Origin of the sequence: Flavobacterium chungbukense (genome assembly GCF_020805785.1) — a bacterium.
In the GTDB taxonomy this organism is placed as follows: domain Bacteria; phylum Bacteroidota; class Bacteroidia; order Flavobacteriales; family Flavobacteriaceae; genus Flavobacterium; species Flavobacterium chungbukense.
This window is the reverse complement of sequence record NZ_JAJGZV010000008.1, coordinates 154,172-176,076: the sequence shown is the minus strand read 5'-3', so window position 1 is coordinate 176,076 and position 21,905 is coordinate 154,172. Positions and strand designations below refer to the sequence as shown.

Sequence of the window (21,905 nt, the reverse complement as noted above, 5' to 3'; positions counted from 1 at the left end):
TTTATTGCAAAAAAAAAGTCTTTTCAAAGAAATGAAAAGACTTTTGTCGGGGTGGCAGGATTCGAACCTGCGGCCTCCTGCTCCCAAAGCAGGCGCGATAACCGGGCTACGCTACACCCCGAAGATGTATTTGTAATACTGCCCGAAAGCGGATGCAAAGATATAAATAAATTTCGTTTACAAAAGGAAAATTGAAAAATAAATAAAACTTATTTGAACATAGTTTTTTAGGATTTATTTTCGTCTGTATTTTTTATAATAAAGTTTACATTTGCAACTCAAAAAAACTATTACTATGTCAAATACAATCGAAAAAATTAAATGCCTTATTATAGGTTCTGGCCCTGCAGGTTACACTGCGGCTATTTATGCGGCTAGAGCTAATATGAATCCAGTGTTATATCAAGGAATGCAGCCTGGTGGTCAATTGACTACAACAAATGAGGTTGAAAACTTTCCAGGTTATGTTGATGGAGTTACTGGACCAGAAATGATGGTTCAATTACAAGAACAAGCAAAACGTTTTGGTGCTGATATCCGTGACGGTTGGGCTACAAAAGTTGATTTTTCTGGAGATATTCATAAAGTTTGGATTAACGATTCAATTGAATTGCACTGTGAAACCGTAATTATTTCTACAGGTGCTTCGGCAAAATATTTAGGATTACCTTCAGAACAGCATTATTTAAATATGGGTGGAGGAGTTTCTGCTTGTGCTGTTTGCGACGGATTTTTCTACAGAAATCAGGAAGTTGTGATTGTCGGAGCTGGAGATTCTGCCTGTGAAGAAGCACATTACTTATCTAAACTTTGTAAAAAAGTAACGATGTTGGTAAGAAGCGAAAAATTCAGAGCTTCTAAAATTATGGAAGAACGCGTTCGCAAAACAGAAAATATAGAGATTTTAATGAATCATGATACAGTTGAAGTTTTAGGAGATTCAAATGTAGTTCACGCCATTAAAGCTTTGAATAAAACGACTGGCGAAATTATTGAAATTCCTGCAACTGGTTTCTTCGTGGCAATTGGCCATAAACCAAATACAGATATTTTTGCCTCTTACATTACACTTGATGAAACAGGATATATCGTAAATACACCAGGAACATCTAAAACAAATGTAGAAGGTGTTTTCGTTGCTGGAGATGCTGCAGATCACGTTTACCGTCAAGCTATTACTGCTGCTGGAACAGGTTGTATGGCAGCTCTTGATGCTGAAAGATATTTGGCTTCTAAGGAATAATATTAGTGGCAGTATTCAGTTTTCAGTTTGTTAGAATGTAAACAGAATAAGACATAAAAATAAAAAAGTCCCAATCGTAAATGATTGGGACTTTTTTATTTTATGTGGAATTATCAGACTGAAAACGACAACTTTTATTTAATCTTTTTAATCAATTTTGCTTCTTCAGAAAAGCGAGTTAAGGTAATAGCAGGACTTCCTAAAAGAGAAATTTCGGCTTTGTCTCCAATTGCTAAAGAAACAGTTGTTTCTGCAAAAATGCTTCCAACGGCAAAATTTTCAGCTGTTACATTTGCATCCTTCAAGGTAAATTTTGTTCCTGTAAAAACAGAATTATTGTCTAATCGAATAGTCGCTTTTTCAGCAATACCTTCAATTGCAGCATTTCCTCTTTGGTATAAATCACATTTAAATTTTATAGCAGAAACCAAAGTCTTAAGAACCGCATTTTTACTCAACTGTATAATTCCTTCATCTGCTTTTAAATTTAGCTCCGTTCTGGTTTTATCATCGGCAATTAAGGTGAATTTTTTGGCATTTACATTCAAAAACAATTTCGAAAAATCAAGACAATTCATGGTAATGTCGTCCAATTGCAATTCCTGAATGGCGTAAACAATAGCCTCATTTTTAGTAATTACTTTATTTAATGATTTCGTGTAAGTAACCTTAACAGCTAATTTCTTGAAAATACTAGATTCTTTATTGGTATATAATCGAAGCGTTTTTTCTCTTAAATCCATTCCAATGATATCGTGTAAATTATCATCGGCTTCAATTTTAATTTCGTTTTTTTCGCCTTGTTCCAAATAAACTTCCAGATTATCATCGACTTCAATGGCGTCAAAACTTCCAACTTCTTTTACTGAAGTCGTTACAACTTTAGAGCCTTTAATTTTTTCTCTTTTTTGAGCAAAAGTTAATGTTGTAACAAATAACAATAGGAGCAGCGCTGTACTTTTTTTCATTAATTCTAGATTTGATTTTGACAAATATAAAAAAATCATCCACTTTTGATGAATGATTTCTTTTATATTTAACAGTTCGCTTTTTTTAATTTTTATTGATATTTCCTCCTGAACTTGCTTCTTTTTCGATTGTCTTTGGAGAACCACTATAATTTATGCTTCCTCCGCTTGAAGCCTTAGCTTTTAAACTCAAAATTGGATTTACAGAAATCGTTGCTCCGCTAGTTGCTTTTACTTCTACTTCGTTAGCCATTAATTTTTCGGCATCGATACTTCCTCCGCTTGACGCAGAAGAATTAAAACTTAGCGCTTTTCCTTCGATGTTAACAGAACCTGCGCTACCTGCATCTACTGAAATTTTATCAGACTCAATAGTAACATTCATAGATCCTGCGCTAGAAGTTTCCAAAGTAATATCTTCTCCTTCAACAATTCCTTTGGTCGTTACTGACGATGCGCTAGAAGCTTCAATCTTATCAATAACAGGCATTTTTACCGTTACCTTTTTAGCTGTAATATTGCGGAAAGAATTGAATTTACATTTAATTATAAGAGTTCCGTTTTCAACTTTTGTAACAATTTCGTTTTGAAGATTATCATCGGCTTCAACTGTAATTTCAGTTACATCAGACTGTTCGATTACGACATCGATGGCGTTGCTTACAGAAACATTTTTAAAATCTCCCTGAACAATTCTTTTTTCAGTTGTTACGTGTCCGCTTCCTTCTATCGAATTTACGTTAAAATTACAAGAAGCAAATAATAAAGCAGCAACAGTAACAATTATAAATTTTGTAATATGAATGATTATTTTTATCATGGCTTAGTTTATTTTGATTATAACTCCGTTTTTGTCAGTGGTTAGCTTTCCTTTTGTTTTCTTTCCGTTTATAATTTCTTTCCCATTAATTTTAACAGAAACTTCATTTACAGAATCATTCTCAATAGTGTTTACTTCTTCTGTGTCGTAATCGCTTTCATCGTCAGCAGGGCAGTTTAGACATTTTACTTTTGAATTTTCAACTTTATAGTTGTAATCTCCATCATAATTTAGATTAAAAAATCCTTCATCAGAATTATAATAATCTCTAACAGAAGAATCTGGTTTAACTAGTTGTCCTTCTGGTATGTAAATGTAAATGTCAACTTCCTGTCCTCTAAATTTATTCTTTACATCTGTAAGGAAATAATTATCCAAAATTAAATGATTTCCGACAATTTGAAACTTATAATTAATTTTTTCTGCTCTTTTTTTAGCATTTTGAAAAGAATTTCCTCTCGCGCTTTTTTCGATTTGGATGAAAGGAGCAGTCTCGTCTGTATGTAAGATATGTAAACGTACATCATTAGAATAGATCAATTCATTGTTTGCAGAATCTTGTACAAATTCAAAATCGCTGTGATGATTTAGACTTTTTGCATAGTAATCACTGTATTTAAACTTTACATAAAGTGTATCTGTCGATTTGATTGCCAAAGCTTTTTTCTCTACAACTTTATTGTCATATGATATTTCGGTTGCTTGTTTAATTCCGATACTAGTAAGAATGGCAATAGAGATAATCCAAAGAGCTAATAAAGTGTATTTTGTAATGTTTCCAATTGATTTTAAATTTGGAGATAACAATTTAAATCCTAATAATGTTAAGAAGAAAAACGGAATTCCGATTGCAAAAAACATTAACAAACCAAACGCCCAAAGTGGATATTCTGGAAAGTTTCCTGCGTCAATAAAATTTTGCCAAGGAAATTCTATAAAGATGTTTGTTCCCAACGTAAAAACGCCAATTAGCAATATGATCAAAGTTGAAAGTCCAGCTATAATTAGAATTACTCCTAAAAACTTAGCGAAGATTTTAAAAATGGTCATTACAAAGTCACCCAATGAACTACTTATTCTCCCAGCTCCCGACTTTACTTGGTTTCCCATTTTGTCATAATCTGCATTTTTAAATTTATCAGACAATGAATCAATTTCTTCTCGAACTTTTTTTTCGATGTTTGAAATCGTTACCGGCTCTCCAGTCATTTCTAATTTTTCAGAAGTTGTAATCGCTTCAGGCGTTACAATCCAAAGAACGAAATAAGCTAAAATTCCAGTTCCAAATCCAGCAAAAACAAAGATTAAGAATAAAACTTTAATCCATACAGCGTCGATCCCAAAGTAGTGACCTAAACCTGTAGCCACACCTCCAATTACACCTCTTTCTTTATCGCGGTATAATTTTTTGTGTTTTCTTGGGCCATAATTACTATAAGATTGATTCGTTTTTTCTTCGTCTTCAATTCTGTAATCTTCTGGTTGTCCCATAACCGCAATCACTTCGTCAACGTCTTTCAGTCCAACAACATGTTTTTCACTTTTTTGTTTTTCTGTCAATAATTCAGAAACACGCATTTCGATATCTTTAATGATTTCATCTTCTCCAGATGAGTTGTTAAGTGATCGTTTTATAGCGTCAAAATAGCGTGTTAATTTTAGGTATGCATCTTCATCGATGTGAAAAAACATCCCGCCTAAGTTAATATTTACTGTTTTGTTCATGACTTATTGATTTTGATTGGTGATTAAGTTTACAGCGTCAGACAATTCTGTCCAGGTACCGCTAAGTTCGTTTAAAAAAGTTTGCCCTATTTCGGTTAATCCATAATATTTTCGTGGTGGCCCAGAGGTCGATTCTTCCCAGCGATAATTTAGTAAACCGTCATTTTTTAATCTCGTTAACAACGGATAAACAGTTCCCTCTACAACTAGTAGTTTTGCGTTTTTTAAAGTGTCTAATATCTCAGATGTATAGGCATCTTTTTCTTTTAATACAGATAAGATGCAAAACTCAAGAACACCTTTGCGCATCTGTGCTTTTGTGTTTTCAATGTTCATAATTTCATTTTGTTTTTTTTTGATTGAACAATTCGTTTTTTGATTGATGATGATTGATTGATGATTGATTGATGATTGATTGATGATTGATTGATGATTGATTTCGAATTTATTCTGTCTGAACTCGTTCGTATAACCTATAACTTTTAACTTTTTTTGTCACAGTGAGCTAAGTCGAACTGTTATTTTATAAAAGGAATCGAAAGCGGATATTTGTAAAATTCTCCGTTTGAAGCTTTTATCGTAGCGTAAATCACTAAAAAGAATTCAACAAATTTTAATAATCCGAAAAGCACTACAGCTGTTATTCCGACACTTAACATTCCGATATGCGATTGAAAGTCAAAGTTTCTAATTACAAAATCATGATCATTAAAAACGGCTTCTATTGGAATATTCTGTAAAAACACAGTGATAAAAATTGGTATTGCAATAATTGCTAAAATCAAAGTATAAAGCAATAAGCTTAACTGAAAGTTCAAAGCCTGTTTTCCGTGATGATCAGCAAATTCAGATTTATCTTTATAATTTGTCCAAATGATTAGCGGAAAAATATAGTTTCCAAACGGAATTACATATTGACTTAATGTACTCAAATGAGTAAATGCTGCTGTGTTCTTTTCTGATGTTTTTTCCATGATGAGTGTTGTTGTTGTTTCCATGATTAAAAGTATATAGTAATTTCTTATGCAAATATATGTCTAAAAAACAGTATCTTGTTTTGCATAGTACCAAATATTAACAAAAATTTAACAATTTAAAAAGTAAGAATTTGGTTTTAAATTGTTGAAAATCACTCAGAATAATTGATTTTGCTGGGGTTGTTTTGATAGTTTAATAATTTATTGTGCGTGCATAGTTTTTTTGTATTTTTACATAAAAAAATAAATCACATGGCAATTTCTGTATCAAAACTTAATAAGTTTGTTCTGTTTAAACTTCCTTCTGCATACTTCTGTGGAGTACGCGTTAAAGATATAAACGATTCTAGCTGTACAGTAACAGTTAAACATAGATGGATTAATCAAAATCCTTTTAATTCGATGTATTTTGCTGTTCAGGCAATGGCGGCTGAGTTGACAACAGGAGCTTTGGTCATTTCTCAAATTCAGCAAAGCGGAAAAAAGATCTCGATGTTAGTTGCCAATAATAAAGGAAACTTTACTAAAAAAGCGACGGGTAGAATAACTTTTGTTTGTAACGACGGACATTTAATTGCCGATGCGATCAAAAGAACAATTGAAACTGGAGAAGGACAGACGTTCTGGATGAAATCTATTGGAACAAATGAGGAAGGTGTTCAGGTTTCTGAAATGGATTTTGAATGGAGTGTTCGCTTAAAATAAAATAAAAACAGCCTCAGAAATGAGGCTGTTTTACAGAAAACTGCTGTGGTTATTTTTTGATTATTTTAAAACTTTCACTACTTCCATTTTCAAAACTAACTTTAACAAAATAAAAACCACTCATTAAATTTGAGGGTGATACTGTTGCTTGTGAATCAGAATTATTAATATTCTGAAGCCACACTTGTTTTCCACTTGCTTCATAAATTGTAATATGCGCAATGTTTACAGGATTGTTAAAATCTATTGTAAACACTTCATTAAAAGGATTAGGATAAACATTAAATGAATTTTTTGATGCAAGCTCAAAATCATCATTTCCTAAGTTCGGATCATAAGTTCCAGCTTCGTTATTATTTTTATCTAAGGATGTTACCACAATAAATTTAGTATCAACTTGATCCTGAGTCAATGTAAACTGGTTTTTAGCTGTAATTTCGATAATTTTAGAACCGTCATCTTTGTTGGTAACGGCTTCGGCAGCGTTGTTAAAAGCATAAATTACATATTTTACTGGTAAATCACCATCAGAGGCAGGAGCAGGGGTATCCCAAGTTAAGCTGGTTCCTGTAATAGTAATATTTGCCGGTTTATTTGGGCAAATGTCATCTTTTCCCGGAATAGGCGGAGCGAACGATTTATATTTATATTCTGCTCCACTCAAATTTGTATTTATTGATTTTGAATTGGTTTTTATAGAAGCGTAGCTGTAGGCAATTTGACCAAATGTAGCATTCATAGACGCTGTTCTGTTGTGAATCATCTGATTTTGTAATTCTGACGATGCCCAGTTGTTTGTGTCGTCCATTTTGTAAAACGCTTGACTTACATATAATTGCTTGTTTCTAGCTTTTATTTCATCATTCCACCATTGCGAAAGTTTTACATAATCTTGCGCTCCAGTGATTTTCCAATATAATTGCGGAGCAAGATAATCTACTTTTCCAGCGTCTAACCATGCAATCGGATCGTAAAATAAGTCATTGTAAGATGATCCACCAGTAATTCCAGCAGGCACACCGCTTTTCCATATCCCAGAAGGACTCACTCCAAAAACAATATTTTTATTCAAATTAGTATTAATAGTCTGAAGAGCATCATAAACCCTTGTAATCAAAATGTTTCCGTTTTCTCTTCTCCAGTTTGCTAATGTTAAACCATTTGGGTTATGGTCAATAAATGCTTGACTATCTTGATTTGCGGGAGCTGCAGCCATGGCACCGCTTGGATAAAAATAGTCGTCAAAATGAATTCCATCAACATCATATCGTGTGGCAATATCCTGAATGATGGAAACAATGTAGTCCCGAACTGTGGGTAAGCCGGGATTTAATATTTTCAAATTGGCATTATTGGTGGCAGTAATTACCCATGACGGATTTTTACTTATCGGATGATTTGACGCATTTGGATAAGTACCATTCTTTGCTCTATAAGGATTTATCCAAGCATGAAGATCCAATCCTCTCTTATGCGATTCAGTTATGGCAAATGTCAAAGGATCCCATATAGGGTTAGGAGCGAGTCCTTCTGTTCCTGTTAAGTAGTTTGACCATGGTTCTATTGCAGATACATAAAGTGCATCACTAGCTGGGCGAACTTGCAGAAATACCGTATTATAACCATTGTTTTGAAGATTGTCTAGAATTGTAATTAATTCGGCCTGTTGCACAGCGGGAGAAGCTGTTTTGTTTGTAGGCCATGTCAGATTGAAAACAGAGGGTAAAAAAACACCTCTCAAATCTCTTTTAGGTGTTGTTTTGTTAAATTCTGGTCCCTGTATGCATTGCGCTTCGAGTAGTGAGAAACTCAAAAACAGACATGTTGCGATTGCAGTTTTAAAAACAGTAAGAGTAGTTTTTTTCATGGTAAATTGGTTTTTTGGTATAATTATCGAAATATAAATATATTAAAAAACGCAATTGTATTCATTTATTTTGCATTTTATTTCGTTTTTAATTTGTTTTAGAATACAAAAAACGCAAAAAAACGCAAACAATAAAAAAATATATTATTCAAATTTAGGCACAAGACATAAAAAAGACCTCAATTGCTTAGAGGTCTTCTGGTTTTTATTGTATGAATAATTTTATTTTTAATGCTTTTGTAAAAAGAAAAATAAAGCAAGTTTTTATGTATTACGATTGTAAGATCTTTTAATTAAATATTGGATTAAAATGATAACCAATATAATTAGAGTTACCAAGATTTCTAAACCTATGAGTCCAACAAATGGCATTCCACAGTGAATTTGTCCGTTTGATTCTGATCGAAGTCTGTTTGAAAGTATTTTAAACGCAATGATGAAAAATATAAACTGAGAAAGAAAAGTAATTAAACAGACTTTAAAGAAAGTTAGTTTTATACTTTCGGCAATTGCTTTTCTTCCGAATATAATTTGAAAAATCATTGGTAAAGCCAGTAATAATAGAAAAAGAGTTTGATTCATAAGGTTTAATTAAATTGGTTTTTTTGGTGTTTTTTGTCATTCCAAAATTAATGCCAATTCTTTTCTAATAATTCAAATTAACCCCAAAACCAATTCCCATATCGCTGTCATAATGTGTTGTAATTCCGAAGTTACGGGCAACGATGTATTTTAATCCCGCCATATATTCTTTATCCGTATTCCACATTAAATTCATTCGAAGTCTTTGCGAAAGCGGAATATCTTTTCGCTCAAACTGTAAACGAACATTTCCATCCGTATAAACCTCAACTTGTGCTTTTATGAGCATTGGTAAAGTATATTCAAGACCTGCACTAAAAACCGAACGATTGTCTTTGGTGTTTTTCTGTCCAAAAAGATTCTGTTCCTGTTCGTCCATTCCCATTTTTCGGTAACGCCAGTCAAAACCAATAAAAGGCATTAGCCATTGATTTTTCCCAATGTAACGGCCAATATGAGTTTCGGTTTCGTAACCGTGTTTGTCGTTGTAACCCAATCTCCATTCGGTTCCAATGCTCCAGCGAGTGTTACTGAACATCGCTTCACCATCATTTCCATTGCTGGCAAAATCATTTTCAGCCATAAAATGAAACATGCGATCGTCCATTTTTAGCATTTTGTAAGCCATTTCCGGATGATGAATCAGCGGATTTGGTGCTGAATTTTCATAAGTAAAAATTCTTCCCATTCCTGCCATCATATGATATAATATATGGCAATGAAAAAACCAGTCACCATCAGCATTTGCCTGAAATTCGATAGTATCGGTTTCCATTGGCATAATATCAATCACATTTTTGAGTGGAGCATAATCGCCGTGTTCGTTTAAAATTCTAAAATCATGACCGTGCAAATGCATCGGGTGGCGCATCATCGAACCATTATATAAAACGATGCGAACGTTTTCTCCCTTTTTAATTAAAATTTTATCGGTTTCTGAAACCACTTTATTATCTAAACTCCAAACATAACGATTCATATTTCCAGATAAAGTGAAACGCAATTCCTTAACTGGTGCATCTTTCGGAAGATTGGTTTTAAAAGGAGATTTCAGCATTCCATAATTCAAAGTCACAATTTCAGAAGTTTCAGTACTGTCACTTTCCATTTTCATGTCTTCCATATTATGATTGGAATGATCCATTTTTGGTTTTGAATTTTCGTCTTCGCCCGAAATTTCAGGATACATTACGGCATTCATGTCCATTTTATTCAAAGACATATTCATTCCCATGTCATTCATTTCGCCGTTCATTTTCATCATATCATTCATCATTTTCATGCCTTCAAAATATTTTAGTTTTGAAAGATGATGAATTGGCTGTTTTTCTCCATTTCCTAAAAATAAAGAAGCAGATCCCGTTCTATCTTCGGCTGTAGCCAAAAAGGCAAAAGATTTGTTGTTTTCTGGAATTGTAACGACAACATCATAAGTTTCAGAAACGGCAATAATCAAACGATCCACTTCTACGGGTTCTACATCATTTCCGTCGCTTGCCACAACGGTGATTTTTCCGCCGCCATAAGTCAACCAGAAATAACTCGAAGCGCCACCGTTTGCAATTCTCAAACGAACTTTTGTTCCGGGTTTAAAATCCGAAAGCTGTTGTTCATTTTTACCATTAATCAGAAATTTTTCATAGTAAACATCGCTCACATCCATCGCGTTCATTCGTTTCCATTCGTTGGTCACTTTGGTCGAAAAATGTTTTTGTTTTAAAGATTCAAAATAACTTTGGGTAGTTCCTTTTTTGATAGCAAACCAATCGTTGGCATTGTGTAGCATTCGTTGAATATTCTCTGGTTTCAAATCAGACCATTCGCTTAAAATAACTGGAACGGTTGGTAAATCGTCAATTCCTTTTCGAATCGTTGCATCGTTTGTTTTCTTATTGATGATAAAAAGTCCGTACAAACCAATTTGTTCCTGCAGACCAGAATGGCTGTGATACCAATAGGTTCCGTTCTGAATTATTGGGAAAGAATATTTATGAGTAGTTCCAGGTTCAATCGGCATTTGAGTCAAGTACGGAACGCCATCTTCTTTGTTAGGAAGAAATAATCCGTGCCAGTGCATAGAAGTTGTTTCTTTTTTTAATTCGTTATGCACATAAATTTCGGCAATATCGCCTTCGGTAAAAGTCAGAGTCGGCATCGGAATTTGTCCGTTTACTGCAATTGCACGTTTCTCTTTGCCCGAAAAATTGACAATCGTATCGCGAACATACAAATCGTAACGTACTATTTTTTGTGCCTTCAGCTGAAAAGCAATTAAAAAGAAAAGAAATAGGTATTTGATTTTCATTATAAATTATAATTTTTAAATTTTTATGTTAGATCGAACACGATTTAATTTTAGCACATAGAAACATAGATTTTTTGTTTAAAAAAGATAATAAAAGAAACTAGTTTCAAAACATAGCTAAACTATGTGCACTGAAGCAAGTGAAACGCCTTTTAACGACAAGTGAAACTATGATTCTATGTGTTAAAATAATTAAATTCAAGTCTATAATTTTAAATTTCTCAATCGCAAAGCATTTACGATTACAGATACAGAACTCAAACTCATTGCCACCGCAGCCAACATCGGCGAAAGCAGAATTCCTAAAAAAGGATATAAAATTCCTGCTGCAATTGGTACGCCTAAAGTATTATAAATAAAAGCAAAAAATAGATTTTGTTTGATATTTGACATAACGGCGTGGCTCAGTTTTTTTGCTTTTACAATTCCGTTTAAATCGCCTTTTACCAAAGTGATTTTTGCGCTTTCGATCGCAACATCAGTTCCTGTTCCCATTGCAATTCCAATGTTTGATTGTGCTAAAGCTGGCGCATCGTTGATTCCGTCGCCAGCCATCGCAACAATTTTTCCTTGCGCTTGAAGACGTTCAATTTCTTTTAATTTATCTTCTGGAAGACAATCCGCTTTAAAAGAAGTCAGATGCAAATGTTTCGCAACGGCTTTTGCGGTGTTGTGATTATCGCCCGTCATCATGATAACCTCAACGCCTTGATTGATTAATTCCTTGATTGCTTTTGCGCTATTTTCTTTGATAGCATCGGTAATGGCTACATAACCTAAAACTTCTTTTTCAATAGCAATATAAGAAATCGTTTTGCCTAAATTTTGCTCGGCAGTAACTTGTTTTTCTAAATTTTCAGAAATAGAAGCGCCGATTTCAGCCATTAATTTTTTATTTCCTAAAGCTACTTTTTTGTTTTCAATGTTTCCTAAAACACCTTTTCCTGCGATAGTTTCAAAACCTTTAACTTCTTTTAAAGAACTATTTTTTGCTTTCGCGAAATTGACGACAGCCTGCGCCAAAGGATGTTCGCTATGCTGATTTAAGGAAGCAATATTTTGAAGCAGAAAATCTTCCTCATTATTAAAGGCATATATTTTTTCTACAGAAGGTTTTCCTTCGGTAATTGTTCCTGTTTTATCGGTAATTAAAACATCAATTTTATTCATGTTTTCCAATGCTTCAGCATTTTTGATCAGGATTCCGTTTTGTGCACCTTTACCAACTCCCACCATAACAGACATCGGAGTTGCGAGTCCAAGTGCGCAAGGACAAGCGATAATTAAAACAGCAATGGCATTGATTAATCCGTAAATGTATGATGGTTCAGGTCCAAATTTCGCCCAAACAAAAAAGGTTACAATCGAAATAATAACAACAGTCGGAACAAAATATTTAGAAACGCGATCGGCCAATTTCTGAATTGGAGCGCGAGATCTGCTCGCGTCATTGACCATTTGAATAATCTGCGAAAGCATCGTTTCTGAACCCACTTTTTCAGCAATCATTACAAACGATTTGGTGCCATTTATGGTTCCAGAAATTACTGCGTCTCCAACTTTTTTATCAACGGGAATTGGTTCTCCCGTAATCATCGATTCGTTGATGTTACTTTCGCCAGAAGTTATTTTTCCGTCAACTGGAATTTTTTCTCCTGGTTTAACCCGAAGTAAATTTCCCTTTTGAATGTTGTGAATGGAGATTACTCTATCAATTCCGTTTTCAACCAACGCAGCTTCAGTTGGAGCTAATTTTAATAATTCTTTGATTGCGCCGTTCGTTTGTCCGTGCGCTTTGGCTTCCAATAATTGTCCCAATAAAACTAAAGTGATAATTACAGTTGCAGCTTCAAAATACAAATGAATCGTTCCGTGATGTGATTTGAATTCGGCTGGAAAAATATCTGGAAAAAACATTCCGACAATACTAAATAAGAAAGCAACACTGGTTCCAATTCCAATTAAAGTAAACATATTCAGATTCCGAGTAACAATCGATTTGTAAGCACGAACAAAAAACATCCAACCCGCATAAAACAAAACTGGAATTGAAAATAAAAACTGAACCCAATTCCACTTTTCTATCGACATTATATTGTAAAATGGATTATTCGGAATCATTTCTGACATTGAAATAATGAAAATAGGAAGCGTAAACAAAATCGCAATTTTCATCTTCTTCAATAAATCAGAATAGGTTTTGTTTTCTTCACTTTCAGAAGCCTGCATCGGCACCAAATCCATTCCGCAGATCGGACAATCGCCTGGTTCGTTTGAAACAATTTCTGGATGCATCGGACAAGTAAATTGTGTTGCTGTTATGGCAATTTGTGGCACTAAATCCATTCCGCAAACAGGACAATCTCCGGGTTTGTTATAGGTTTTGTCGCCTTCGCAATGCATTGGACAATAATAAATGCCATTTGCACTATGTTGAGGTGCTTTTTTTGTATCTATTTTATGATGATCGTGATGCTCTTTTTTATGACTAGAACAACATGATTTAACTGCTGTTTCAGAATGGTTTTTAGGAGAATCCATTTCAATTGTATAATTTCCCGCTGCAGCTAAAACTTCTTGAAATTTTTCTGTCGCAACGTGTTTGTCCATTATAATCGTAGCCGTTGGAGGATTCAAAGTTACTTCTGCTTGAACGCCATCTACTTCATTCAAAGTTTTTTCTACTTTGGTTCGGCATCCGTTGCAAGACATTCCTGAAATTATATATTGATGAGTCATTGTATTGGTTTTTAAGTATTACAATGCAAATTTCCGAAGTATCTGTGAGTTTGGTTTGTAGAATTTTGTGAATGATTTGTAAGATTTACAAAGGTTTTTGTTTCACGTAGATTGAGCAGATTGAGCAGATTTTTTTTGATCTACTTGATTTAAAGCTGAATTTTTGAAAAATTTTGTATTAATCTCGCAAAGTTGCAGAAGCGTGAGTTTTTTAAATAAAGATAAGGCAATAAGTTTTTAAAGTTTTCACGCAGATTGAGCAGATTTGATTAACAAATAAATATTTGCAAAATCTGCTTAAATCTTTTAAAATCTGCGTGAAATAAAACTTTGCGCCTCTGCGACCTTGCGAGAAATTGACTTTTACAAATTCTCGATCTGAATCCGTTTTTTATCTTTCGATTGTTTGAACGAAGTAGGAGTAAAGCCTGTAATTTTTTTGAATTGATTGCTCAAATGCGCCACATTACTGTAGTTGAGAATATCGGCAATTTCGCTTAACGAAAGCTCATTATAAATCAATAATTCTTTTACCTTTTCTATTTTTTGGCTGATGAAATACTTTTCGATTGTCGTGTTTTCAATTTCCGAAAATAAATTGCTTAACGAATTATAATCTTGATTGAGGTTTTCTGATAAGTAATCAGACAAGTTGATTTTAAGATCATTGTTTTTATGATGAACCAAATCCACAATTAGATTCTTTATTCTTTCGACTGTTTTCGTTTTTTTATCATCAATTAAATCAAAACCTAAAGCTTGAAGATTTTCTAATAAGACTTCTTTTTGATTGTCATTGATTTCTTTCTCAATTTCAACTTCGCCCAATTCAACAGCAATAGTTTGAAGTCCGAGTTTTTCGAACTCAGACTTCACAACCATTTTGCATCGGCTGCACACCATATTTTTGATGTAAAGCTTCATATTATTTAATCGTTTCTACCACGTTTCCGCAAGTCAGCATCGAAGAACCGTAATACGGATTTTTAACTGCTTTTTCTTTGCTCAACCAATCTGCGTCTGCCATTGGGCAATATTGTTTGTAAATTGGCTGTTCTGGACTTGAAACTTTAATTAAATCATAAGTACTTTTAGATAACGATTTAAAAGTTTCACGTTGTTTTTTTAAATCTGTTGTAGACGAAATGCTTTTTGCATCAGAAGTTAGTTTCTTTACCACTTTCATCCAAACTGTATGTTCGTTACTTTTTAGTTTGTCCATTTTTACTGCTGTAATTGCAGTCAATAAAGCTGCGGCTTTTGCCGAAGTCAATTTGCTGTCACTTTTTATAAGTGCATCTTTTACAGTGAAATATGCATCATAAACATTTTGTAATTGAGCATCTGCAATTTCGATTGTTGTTAACTCAGAATTTGGTGTGCTTGCCTGAATGTTATTTGTAGAAAATAAAATGGCGATTGTTGCTGTTAAAGCTATTATGGATTTTTTCATTGTGTTTGATATTTGATAAAGGATTTTCAAATTTCCTTTAGATTAATTTAAAAGTTTTCGATTCAAAAAAGACCCAATATGGGCTGTCAGAAATGCAATAATTATATCTTCGGCTTTAGCCAGATGGAAGTAAAACCCGAAGAAATAGTTACTTCAGGATAATAAGTGAAAGTGTTTTTTAAAGAAAAATTAAAAACATTATTTTCTAAATCAAATTCATTAGAAGTTAAAATAATGCTTGAAAAGCTTGTTGTATTACAGCCAGAATGACGGCATTTTCCATCGCAATTGTGTTTTTTTTCTTTTGAAGTTTTCTTCTCGCAGCATTTTTTAGAACAGCTGTTTTCTTCCTTAACGGCAATTTCTTTATGATGTCCCATATTGCATGCGTATGTATAACCTGGATTCAAAAGGAAAGTCAGCGTTAGAAAAAGCATTATTATGTGGGTTTTTTTGGTCAAGAAATTGTTTTTTAGAATTACAAATTTAGCTAAAATTGTTCGAGTAAATCACTTTTTAAGATTTCAATAACTACAGTTTCTTAAAATCTGTTGGCTTCATGTTTTTACGTTTTTTGAAATAATTGGTCAAATGGCTTTCGTCGGTAAAACCAAATTCATAGGCAATCTGTTTAATCGGTAATTGATTGTTATGGAATCTTTTTTCGATTAGAGTGGTTCTCAAATTATGAATGTATTCGCGGTAACTGATACTGAATGTTCTTTTGAAATAAGCACTGAAATAGGTTTGAGCAATATTAAAATGATCTGCAATCACTTTAATCTGAACCAATTTTGGCTGATAAATATTTTGATGAATATAATTCGCAATTTGTTCATTATCAAGATGTGGCGATTTCATCTGTAAATTCATTCCTCGAATGGTTTCTTTAATTAAACCAAAAATCGAAAGAATCTGATAAAAAACAATTGGAGAAGAAGTCACATCAATATATTTTCCGTACGTAATAATGTTTTCAACCGTGTTTTTTAGAATCGTTTTACAAGGTTCATCAAACTTTAGAACTGTTTCTTTCAAGATTTTATCACGCATGAAACTCTCCGGTGTATTGACCAAAAATTCATCGCAAGTAAGATTTTGTTTAGAATTGAAGTAATTATCGGTGAATTTGATAAAGGTAAAGCGCGTACTTTTCTTAATGTCAAAATAATGTTCATCGTCTGGTGAAATTACAAATAGATCTCCCGCTTTGTATGGCAGCAAATTATGATTTAAATGATGAATGCCGCTTCCTTTATTAATGTAGATGATTTCATAATAGGTATGCGTATGCGGAGGAAGATGAAATTTCTCTTCTTCAAATTCATCAAGTACAAGCGTTTTAAACTGATTTAATTTCGGCATAACTTAAATGTACAATTTTATATCACAAATATACAATTTCTAATTCGGTTAACGGTGTTAATTTTGCAACGTAGAAATCTATTCCTTTCTACAATAAATCAAAATGAAAAAAAGTCTTATTGCACTCTCTCTTGGAGGGTTAACTATTGGAATTACAGAATTTGTAATGATGGGATTACTCCCAGATATTGCTTCAGATATGAAAGTTTCAATTCCTGTTGCGGGATATTTAATTTCATCTTATGCTTTAGGAGTTGTTATTGGTGCACCTTTATTGGTGATTGCTGGTAGAAATTATGCGCCTAAAAAAATGCTTTTAATCTTAGCTTTAATGCTGGCAGTTTTTAATGCGTTGTCTATTATTGCTCCAGATTATAATGTTTTATTTGCATCTCGATTTCTTTCAGGTTTGCCGCATGGCGCATTCTTTGGAGTTGGTGCTGTAGTGGCAAGCCGTTTAGCAGACAAAGGAAAAGAAGCTCAGGCTATATCAACCATGTTTGCAGGATTAACAATTGCTAACTTAATCGGAGTGCCAATTGGAACTTATATTGGACATCATTTTATTTGGCGTTATACTTTTGTGCTAATTGCAATTGTTGGTCTATTAACATTTTTAGCCATTTATTTATGGATGCCAAATCTTGAAAAAGGAGAAAGTGTCAACATGAAAACACAACTTCAGTTTTTTAAGAAAACGGAAGCATGGTTGATTATCGGAATTACTGCAATTGGTTTTGGAGGTTTATTTGCTTGGATCAGTTATATTGCTCCTTTATTAATTAATGTATCGAAATTTGAGCCAGAAGATGTTTCTTCAATCTTGATCCTAGCAGGATTAGGGATGGTTGTTGGTAATTTTGTTGGAGGAAAATTAGCAGATAGATTCTCGCCAGCACCAACTACTTTAGCCTTATTAATGGTAATGTCTTTAGATTTAGTTTTAGTTTACTTTTTCTCATTCAATCAATATGTTTCCTTATTTCTAACTTTCTTAACAGGAGCTATTTCATTCTCGGTTATTGCACCAATTCAGATGCTAATGATTCGCACAGCGAAAGGAGCAGAGATGATTGCTTCGGCATCGCTTCAAGGGAGTTTTAATATTGGTAACGCTTTAGGCGCTTTTCTAGGCGGATTGCCACTGGCGGCAGGACTAAGCTATTCTTCTCCAAACCTGATTGGAGTAGCAATGTCAATTATCGGTATGATTATTACATTCATATTGATAAAGTTACATCAAAAGAAAGTGCAGTTGCAGCATATTTAACACTTAAAAAAAATACATTCTTTTAGCCCTTAACTTTTGTTTAAGGGCTTTTTTTATGTTTAAATTCAATTGCTTGGATTGAAAAATACCCTTTTTTCGGCACCAATTCTTCTTTATATCAGAAAATTCATTTTAAAAAATCCTGTTTTTCCGGTATTGATTTAAAAAAAATTAGCATCTTTTTAACTTTTTAAGTGTAAAAAATACACCTAATAATTTCATAATTAATATTCATGTAATCGATTGTTTTTTTTGTAAAAATCGAATCAAATGAACGATTAGTAATAATATATTTAATATTTTATGTTCATTAAAATTATATATCTCATATAAAAAATCAATATTTTTTTTGATATATAATTTTTTTTATGACTTTTTTATGAAAAATTATTTTTCGTTTAAAAAAAATATTTATGTTTGTGTAATCGATTACAACTTTATTTTTGATCTTCGAAATCGATTAAGTAACGAGAAGTTAAAAAGGGATTATAATTAATCCGATTTGTTAAGAAATGTGATATAATAGTAAACATAAATACCTGTAATAATTAAATAAATGAATTGAAAGTAACCACAAAAAACCACTTAAACCACGACTAAAAACAATTAATAACTTAAACAATCAACCATGAACTTTAAAGAACTATTAAACAAAGGAGCAAATTTTTGCTTTAAACTTGTTTTCTTACTGTGCTTATTGATCGGCAGTCAGTTACATGCGCAGAATACAACTGTAGAGGGAACCGTGACAGATGCTGCGGGTCTTTCTCTTCCAGGCGTAAATGTCTTAGAGAAAGGAACTAAGAACGGAACTTCTACCGATTTTGACGGTCATTACAAACTTAAACTAACCAACCCGAAAGCGGTACTTAGCTTTTCTTTCATTGGATTTAAAACCATTGATGTTTCTGCGGCTGGTAAAACAAAAGTAAATGCAACTTTAACTGAAGACTCAAATAACTTAAACGAAGTTGTAGTTATTGGGTATGGAACATCAAAGAAATCTGATTTGACTGGTGCAGTATCTACGATTTCTGGAAATGACTTGAAAAAAGTTCCAGTGGCAAATGTCGCTGAAGCTTTGACAGGACGTATTGCGGGGGTCCAAGTAACTGCTGCAGAAGGTTCTCCAGATGCCGATATTAGAATTAGAGTTCGTGGTGGTGGATCGCTTACTCAAGATGCTTCACCTTTGATTATTGTGGACGGATTTCCAATTAACAGCATGAATGATATTTCTTCATCAGATATCGATTCGATGACTGTTTTGAAAGATGCTGCTTCAACTGCAATCTACGGATCGCGTGGCGCAAATGGAGTTATTCTGATTACAACAAAAAAAGGAAAAGATGGAAAAATAGCCGTGAATTTTAATATGTTTTACGGTATGAAAACGATGGCGAAACAAATTGATGTTTTATCGCCAGATGATTATACTAAATGGCAATACGAATATGCTTTGCTTTCTCAAACAGGAACAAAAGTAGCTTCTGATCCTAGTTCATATACTAAGTATTTCGGAAATTGGCAAGATCAAGATATGTACAAAGGTTTAAAAGGAGACAATTGGCAAAAACAAATTTTCGGGCGTACTGGAGAAGTACAAAGCCGTGATTTAGGAATTAGAGGCGGAACGGATAAGCTTAATTATAACTTTAATTATGCGCATTACGATGAAAAAGCAATTATGATAGGTTCAAATTATAAAAGAAATAACCTGTCTTTGGCTTTAAAAAGTAAATTGAATGACAAGATTGATGTTGGTTTTACTGTACGTTATTCTGATACAGAGATTGATGGTGGTGGTGTAAATGAGCAAAATGAAAAATCTTCAGCAGATTCACGTATGCGTACTATTGTTGGTTATGCACCACTTCCGGTGGCAGGATTGAGTTCAGATGATGTATCAGGTGATGGTTCAGATATATTGGTGAATCCGTTAAGAGCGGTCTATGACAATGAGCGTCAGCAGTTTCGTAAAAACTTTAATATGTTAGGAAGTTTTGGATGGGAAATTGCAGAAAATTTAAAATTAAATGTTGACTTAGGTCTGGATAATTTTAACAATTTGGATTATCGTTATTATGGCTTAACTACCTATTACATAGCTAATGCTCCATTAGGTCCTTTGCAAGGAATGCCTGCAATGATTATGGGAGATAGCAAAGAAAGACGTTTTAGAAATGCTAATACATTGAATTATGATTTCAAAAAGATAATGGGAGAAAATCACCATTTGACAGCACTTCTTGGACAGGAAAGCATTAACTATAATTCTAATACCGTAACTACTACTATTCATGGATATCCTAAGTTTTTTGATTTTGATAAAGCAAAAACATTAACAACACAAGGAACGCCTCAATCAGTAGATAACTATTACAGCCCTGATGATAAATTATTGTCATTTTTCGGACGTGCTAATTACGACTACAAAAATCGTTATATTTTGTCAGCTACATTTCGTGCAGACGGATCAAGTAAATTTTTAGAGCAGAATCGTTGGGGTTATTTCCCAGCTTTTGCAGCAGGATGGAAAATTTCAGAAGAAAGCTTCCTTAAAAATACAAGTTGGATCAATCTTCTGAAAGTAAGAGCTAGTTACGGTGAGGCAGGAAATAATAATATTCCTGTTGGGCAGCAAGTTCAGATTTTTCAATCTACAGCAACAACATGGATTAATGGTGTGACTAGTATTTGGGCACCTTCTAAAACAATGCCTAATCCTGATTTAAAATGGGAAACAACTGTAACTCAGAACTTCGGTTTAGATTTTGGATTTTTCAAGAATCGTTTAAGCGGTAATTTTGATGTCTACAAAAATATTACAAGTGACTTATTAATTAATTTCCCAGTTCCAGGTTCTGGATATGATTTCCAATACCGTAACATGGGAGAAACACAAAATACAGGTTTCGAGGCTACTATTAACGTAGTTGCAATTGAAAAAGCAAAATACGGATTGAATTTTTCATTCAACATGGGAATAAACAAAAATCGTATTAACTCATTAGGAGTTATGAATAATTTTGGAGCAGCAACCGGTTGGGCTTCTTCACAAATTGGAGATGATTATCTAATTCAAGTTGGTTCTTCATTAGGTACAATGTACGGTTATAAAAATGATGGAAGATATGAGGTTTCTGATTTTGATTATGTTGGAGGAAAATATGTTCTAAAATCTGGAGTAATTAGTACTGCTACTACTTTGGTTGGAGACGGAAGCGCGCTTAAACCTGGAGATATGAAATTGAAAGATGTTAACGGTGATGGTAAAGTAGATTTAAGCGATAAAACTGTTATTGGTAATGTTAATCCAAAAAGTTCAGGAGGTTTTGTTATTAATGGAAATGCTTACGGATTTGATTTAATGGCAGCTTTTAACTGGAGTATTGGTAATGATGTTTATAATGCTGATAAAATTGAATTTTCTACTGCTAATGCTTCAGCGCAGTACAAAAATTTAAATTCAACAATGGCAGATGGAAAGAGATGGACAAATTTAGATCCTGCTACAGGTCAATTAGTAACAGATCCAGCTGCATTAACTGCACTTAATGCTAATACGACTATGTGGTCACCATATATGAGAACTGCTATATTTACGGATTGGGCAGTTGAAGACGCATCATTTTTAAGATTAAATACTTTGACATTAGGGTATACAGCACCTGAGATGTTTACATCTAAACTTGGAGTTTCTAAATTGAGATTCTATCTGACGGCAAGCAATGTTTTTGTTTGGACTAACTATTCGGGTTCTGATCCGGAAGTTTCAACTAGAAGAAAAAACCCCCTTACGCCAGGGGTTGATTCAAGTCCTTATCCAAGAAGCAGACAAATGGTTTTTGGGATGAATCTTAATTTTTAATTTTAATTACTACAA

General features: G+C 33.4%; 17 protein-coding genes and 1 tRNA gene. 4 read left to right on the top strand and 14 right to left on the bottom strand.

Annotated elements, in window-relative coordinates; translation table 11 throughout:
• Positions 1 to 46: 46 nt before the first annotated feature.
• Positions 47 to 121: transfer RNA gene (locus tag LL966_RS19510), tRNA-Pro, on the bottom strand.
• 174 nt (positions 122 to 295) lie between these two features.
• On the opposite strand from LL966_RS19510, the gene trxB reads away from it, so the two are divergent.
• On the top strand, positions 296 to 1,243 hold the full coding sequence (gene trxB, locus LL966_RS19505; RefSeq protein ID WP_229355528.1) for a thioredoxin-disulfide reductase: 948 nt from the start codon (positions 296 to 298) through the stop codon (positions 1,241 to 1,243).
• Positions 1,244 to 1,377: 134 nt separating this feature from the next.
• Here trxB and LL966_RS19500 read toward each other — a convergent pair whose 3' ends face one another.
• From LL966_RS19500 to LL966_RS19480, 5 genes are all read right to left on the bottom strand, one after another.
• Entirely contained in the window at positions 1,378 to 2,211 is an 834-nt protein-coding gene (locus LL966_RS19500; protein WP_229355526.1) for a GIN domain-containing protein, read from the bottom strand.
• Between the two features lie 85 nt (positions 2,212 to 2,296).
• Entirely contained in the window at positions 2,297 to 3,031 is a 735-nt protein-coding gene (locus tag LL966_RS19495) for a head GIN domain-containing protein (protein WP_229355525.1), read from the bottom strand.
• Between the two features lie 3 nt (positions 3,032 to 3,034).
• Positions 3,035 to 4,756: a PspC domain-containing protein gene (locus LL966_RS19490; protein WP_229355524.1), complete on the bottom strand. Its 1,722-nt coding sequence runs from the start codon at positions 4,754 to 4,756 to the stop codon at positions 3,035 to 3,037.
• Between the two features lie 3 nt (positions 4,757 to 4,759).
• Positions 4,760 to 5,092, bottom strand: a complete 333-nt coding sequence (locus LL966_RS19485) for a PadR family transcriptional regulator (RefSeq protein WP_008464689.1) — start codon at positions 5,090 to 5,092, stop codon at positions 4,760 to 4,762.
• Positions 5,093 to 5,274: 182 nt separating this feature from the next.
• Positions 5,275 to 5,754 carry a DUF4870 domain-containing protein gene (locus LL966_RS19480; protein WP_229355523.1) on the bottom strand — a complete coding sequence of 160 codons (480 nt, stop codon included), beginning with the start codon at positions 5,752 to 5,754 and terminating at the stop codon, positions 5,275 to 5,277.
• Between the two features lie 231 nt (positions 5,755 to 5,985).
• On the opposite strand from LL966_RS19480, the gene LL966_RS19475 reads away from it, so the two are divergent.
• The gene (locus LL966_RS19475; RefSeq protein WP_229355522.1) at positions 5,986 to 6,438 is read left to right on the top strand and encodes a DUF4442 domain-containing protein; all 453 of its coding nucleotides are present in this window, start codon (positions 5,986 to 5,988) and stop codon (positions 6,436 to 6,438) included.
• A 49-nt stretch (positions 6,439 to 6,487) separates the two neighbouring features.
• Here LL966_RS19475 and LL966_RS19470 read toward each other — a convergent pair whose 3' ends face one another.
• The 8 genes from LL966_RS19470 to LL966_RS19435 all read right to left on the bottom strand — a co-directional run bounded on the left by LL966_RS19470 (position 6,488) and on the right by LL966_RS19435 (position 16,749).
• The gene (locus tag LL966_RS19470) at positions 6,488 to 8,305 is read right to left on the bottom strand and encodes a family 10 glycosylhydrolase (protein WP_229355521.1); all 1,818 of its coding nucleotides are present in this window, start codon (positions 8,303 to 8,305) and stop codon (positions 6,488 to 6,490) included.
• A 264-nt stretch (positions 8,306 to 8,569) separates the two neighbouring features.
• Positions 8,570 to 8,887 (bottom strand): hypothetical protein, encoded by a 318-nt coding sequence (locus LL966_RS19465; RefSeq protein ID WP_229355520.1) that lies wholly within the window; start codon positions 8,885 to 8,887, stop codon positions 8,570 to 8,572.
• Between the two features lie 64 nt (positions 8,888 to 8,951).
• Positions 8,952 to 11,192 carry a multicopper oxidase family protein gene (locus LL966_RS19460; RefSeq protein WP_229355519.1) on the bottom strand — a complete coding sequence of 747 codons (2,241 nt, stop codon included), beginning with the start codon at positions 11,190 to 11,192 and terminating at the stop codon, positions 8,952 to 8,954.
• Positions 11,193 to 11,396: 204 nt separating this feature from the next.
• Positions 11,397 to 13,931: a heavy metal translocating P-type ATPase gene (locus LL966_RS19455; RefSeq protein WP_229355518.1), complete on the bottom strand. Its 2,535-nt coding sequence runs from the start codon at positions 13,929 to 13,931 to the stop codon at positions 11,397 to 11,399.
• A 363-nt stretch (positions 13,932 to 14,294) separates the two neighbouring features.
• On the bottom strand, positions 14,295 to 14,855 hold the full coding sequence (locus tag LL966_RS19450) for a helix-turn-helix domain-containing protein (RefSeq protein ID WP_229355516.1): 561 nt from the start codon (positions 14,853 to 14,855) through the stop codon (positions 14,295 to 14,297).
• A gap of 1 nt (position 14,856) precedes the next feature.
• Entirely contained in the window at positions 14,857 to 15,384 is a 528-nt protein-coding gene (locus LL966_RS19445) for a DUF3347 domain-containing protein (protein WP_229355513.1), read from the bottom strand.
• Positions 15,385 to 15,485: 101 nt separating this feature from the next.
• The gene (locus LL966_RS19440; RefSeq protein ID WP_229355512.1) at positions 15,486 to 15,821 is read right to left on the bottom strand and encodes a hypothetical protein; all 336 of its coding nucleotides are present in this window, start codon (positions 15,819 to 15,821) and stop codon (positions 15,486 to 15,488) included.
• Positions 15,822 to 15,915: 94 nt separating this feature from the next.
• Positions 15,916 to 16,749: an AraC family transcriptional regulator gene (locus LL966_RS19435; protein ID WP_229355511.1), complete on the bottom strand. Its 834-nt coding sequence runs from the start codon at positions 16,747 to 16,749 to the stop codon at positions 15,916 to 15,918.
• 103 nt (positions 16,750 to 16,852) lie between these two features.
• On the opposite strand from LL966_RS19435, the gene LL966_RS19430 reads away from it, so the two are divergent.
• A complete protein-coding gene (locus tag LL966_RS19430; protein WP_229355510.1) occupies positions 16,853 to 18,019 on the top strand; it encodes an MFS transporter in 1,167 nt (388 codons plus the stop codon).
• Between the two features lie 628 nt (positions 18,020 to 18,647).
• On the top strand, positions 18,648 to 21,890 hold the full coding sequence (locus LL966_RS19425) for a SusC/RagA family TonB-linked outer membrane protein (RefSeq protein ID WP_229355509.1): 3,243 nt from the start codon (positions 18,648 to 18,650) through the stop codon (positions 21,888 to 21,890).
• The last annotated feature ends 15 nt before the right edge of the window (positions 21,891 to 21,905 follow it).

What these genes read in the sequence shown, in the direction of transcription:
- trxB (WP_229355528.1), top strand. Translation starts at nt 296, where the DNA reads ATGTCAAATACAATCGAAAAAATTAAATGCCTTATTATAGGTTCTGGC.
- LL966_RS19500 (WP_229355526.1), bottom strand. Translation starts at nt 2,211, where the DNA reads ATGAAAAAAAGTACAGCGCTGCTCCTATTGTTATTTGTTACAACATTA.
- LL966_RS19495 (WP_229355525.1), bottom strand. Translation starts at nt 3,031, where the DNA reads ATGATAAAAATAATCATTCATATTACAAAATTTATAATTGTTACTGTT.
- LL966_RS19490 (WP_229355524.1), bottom strand. Translation starts at nt 4,756, where the DNA reads ATGAACAAAACAGTAAATATTAACTTAGGCGGGATGTTTTTTCACATC.
- LL966_RS19485 (WP_008464689.1), bottom strand. Translation starts at nt 5,092, where the DNA reads ATGAACATTGAAAACACAAAAGCACAGATGCGCAAAGGTGTTCTTGAG.
- LL966_RS19480 (WP_229355523.1), bottom strand. Translation starts at nt 5,754, where the DNA reads ATGGAAACAACAACAACACTCATCATGGAAAAAACATCAGAAAAGAAC.
- LL966_RS19475 (WP_229355522.1), top strand. Translation starts at nt 5,986, where the DNA reads ATGGCAATTTCTGTATCAAAACTTAATAAGTTTGTTCTGTTTAAACTT.
- LL966_RS19470 (WP_229355521.1), bottom strand. Translation starts at nt 8,305, where the DNA reads ATGAAAAAAACTACTCTTACTGTTTTTAAAACTGCAATCGCAACATGT.
- LL966_RS19465 (WP_229355520.1), bottom strand. Translation starts at nt 8,887, where the DNA reads ATGAATCAAACTCTTTTTCTATTATTACTGGCTTTACCAATGATTTTT.
- LL966_RS19460 (WP_229355519.1), bottom strand. Translation starts at nt 11,192, where the DNA reads ATGAAAATCAAATACCTATTTCTTTTCTTTTTAATTGCTTTTCAGCTG.
- LL966_RS19455 (WP_229355518.1), bottom strand. Translation starts at nt 13,931, where the DNA reads ATGACTCATCAATATATAATTTCAGGAATGTCTTGCAACGGATGCCGA.
- LL966_RS19450 (WP_229355516.1), bottom strand. Translation starts at nt 14,855, where the DNA reads ATGAAGCTTTACATCAAAAATATGGTGTGCAGCCGATGCAAAATGGTT.
- LL966_RS19445 (WP_229355513.1), bottom strand. Translation starts at nt 15,384, where the DNA reads ATGAAAAAATCCATAATAGCTTTAACAGCAACAATCGCCATTTTATTT.
- LL966_RS19440 (WP_229355512.1), bottom strand. Translation starts at nt 15,821, where the DNA reads ATGCTTTTTCTAACGCTGACTTTCCTTTTGAATCCAGGTTATACATAC.
- LL966_RS19435 (WP_229355511.1), bottom strand. Translation starts at nt 16,749, where the DNA reads ATGCCGAAATTAAATCAGTTTAAAACGCTTGTACTTGATGAATTTGAA.
- LL966_RS19430 (WP_229355510.1), top strand. Translation starts at nt 16,853, where the DNA reads ATGAAAAAAAGTCTTATTGCACTCTCTCTTGGAGGGTTAACTATTGGA.
- LL966_RS19425 (WP_229355509.1), top strand. Translation starts at nt 18,648, where the DNA reads ATGAACTTTAAAGAACTATTAAACAAAGGAGCAAATTTTTGCTTTAAA.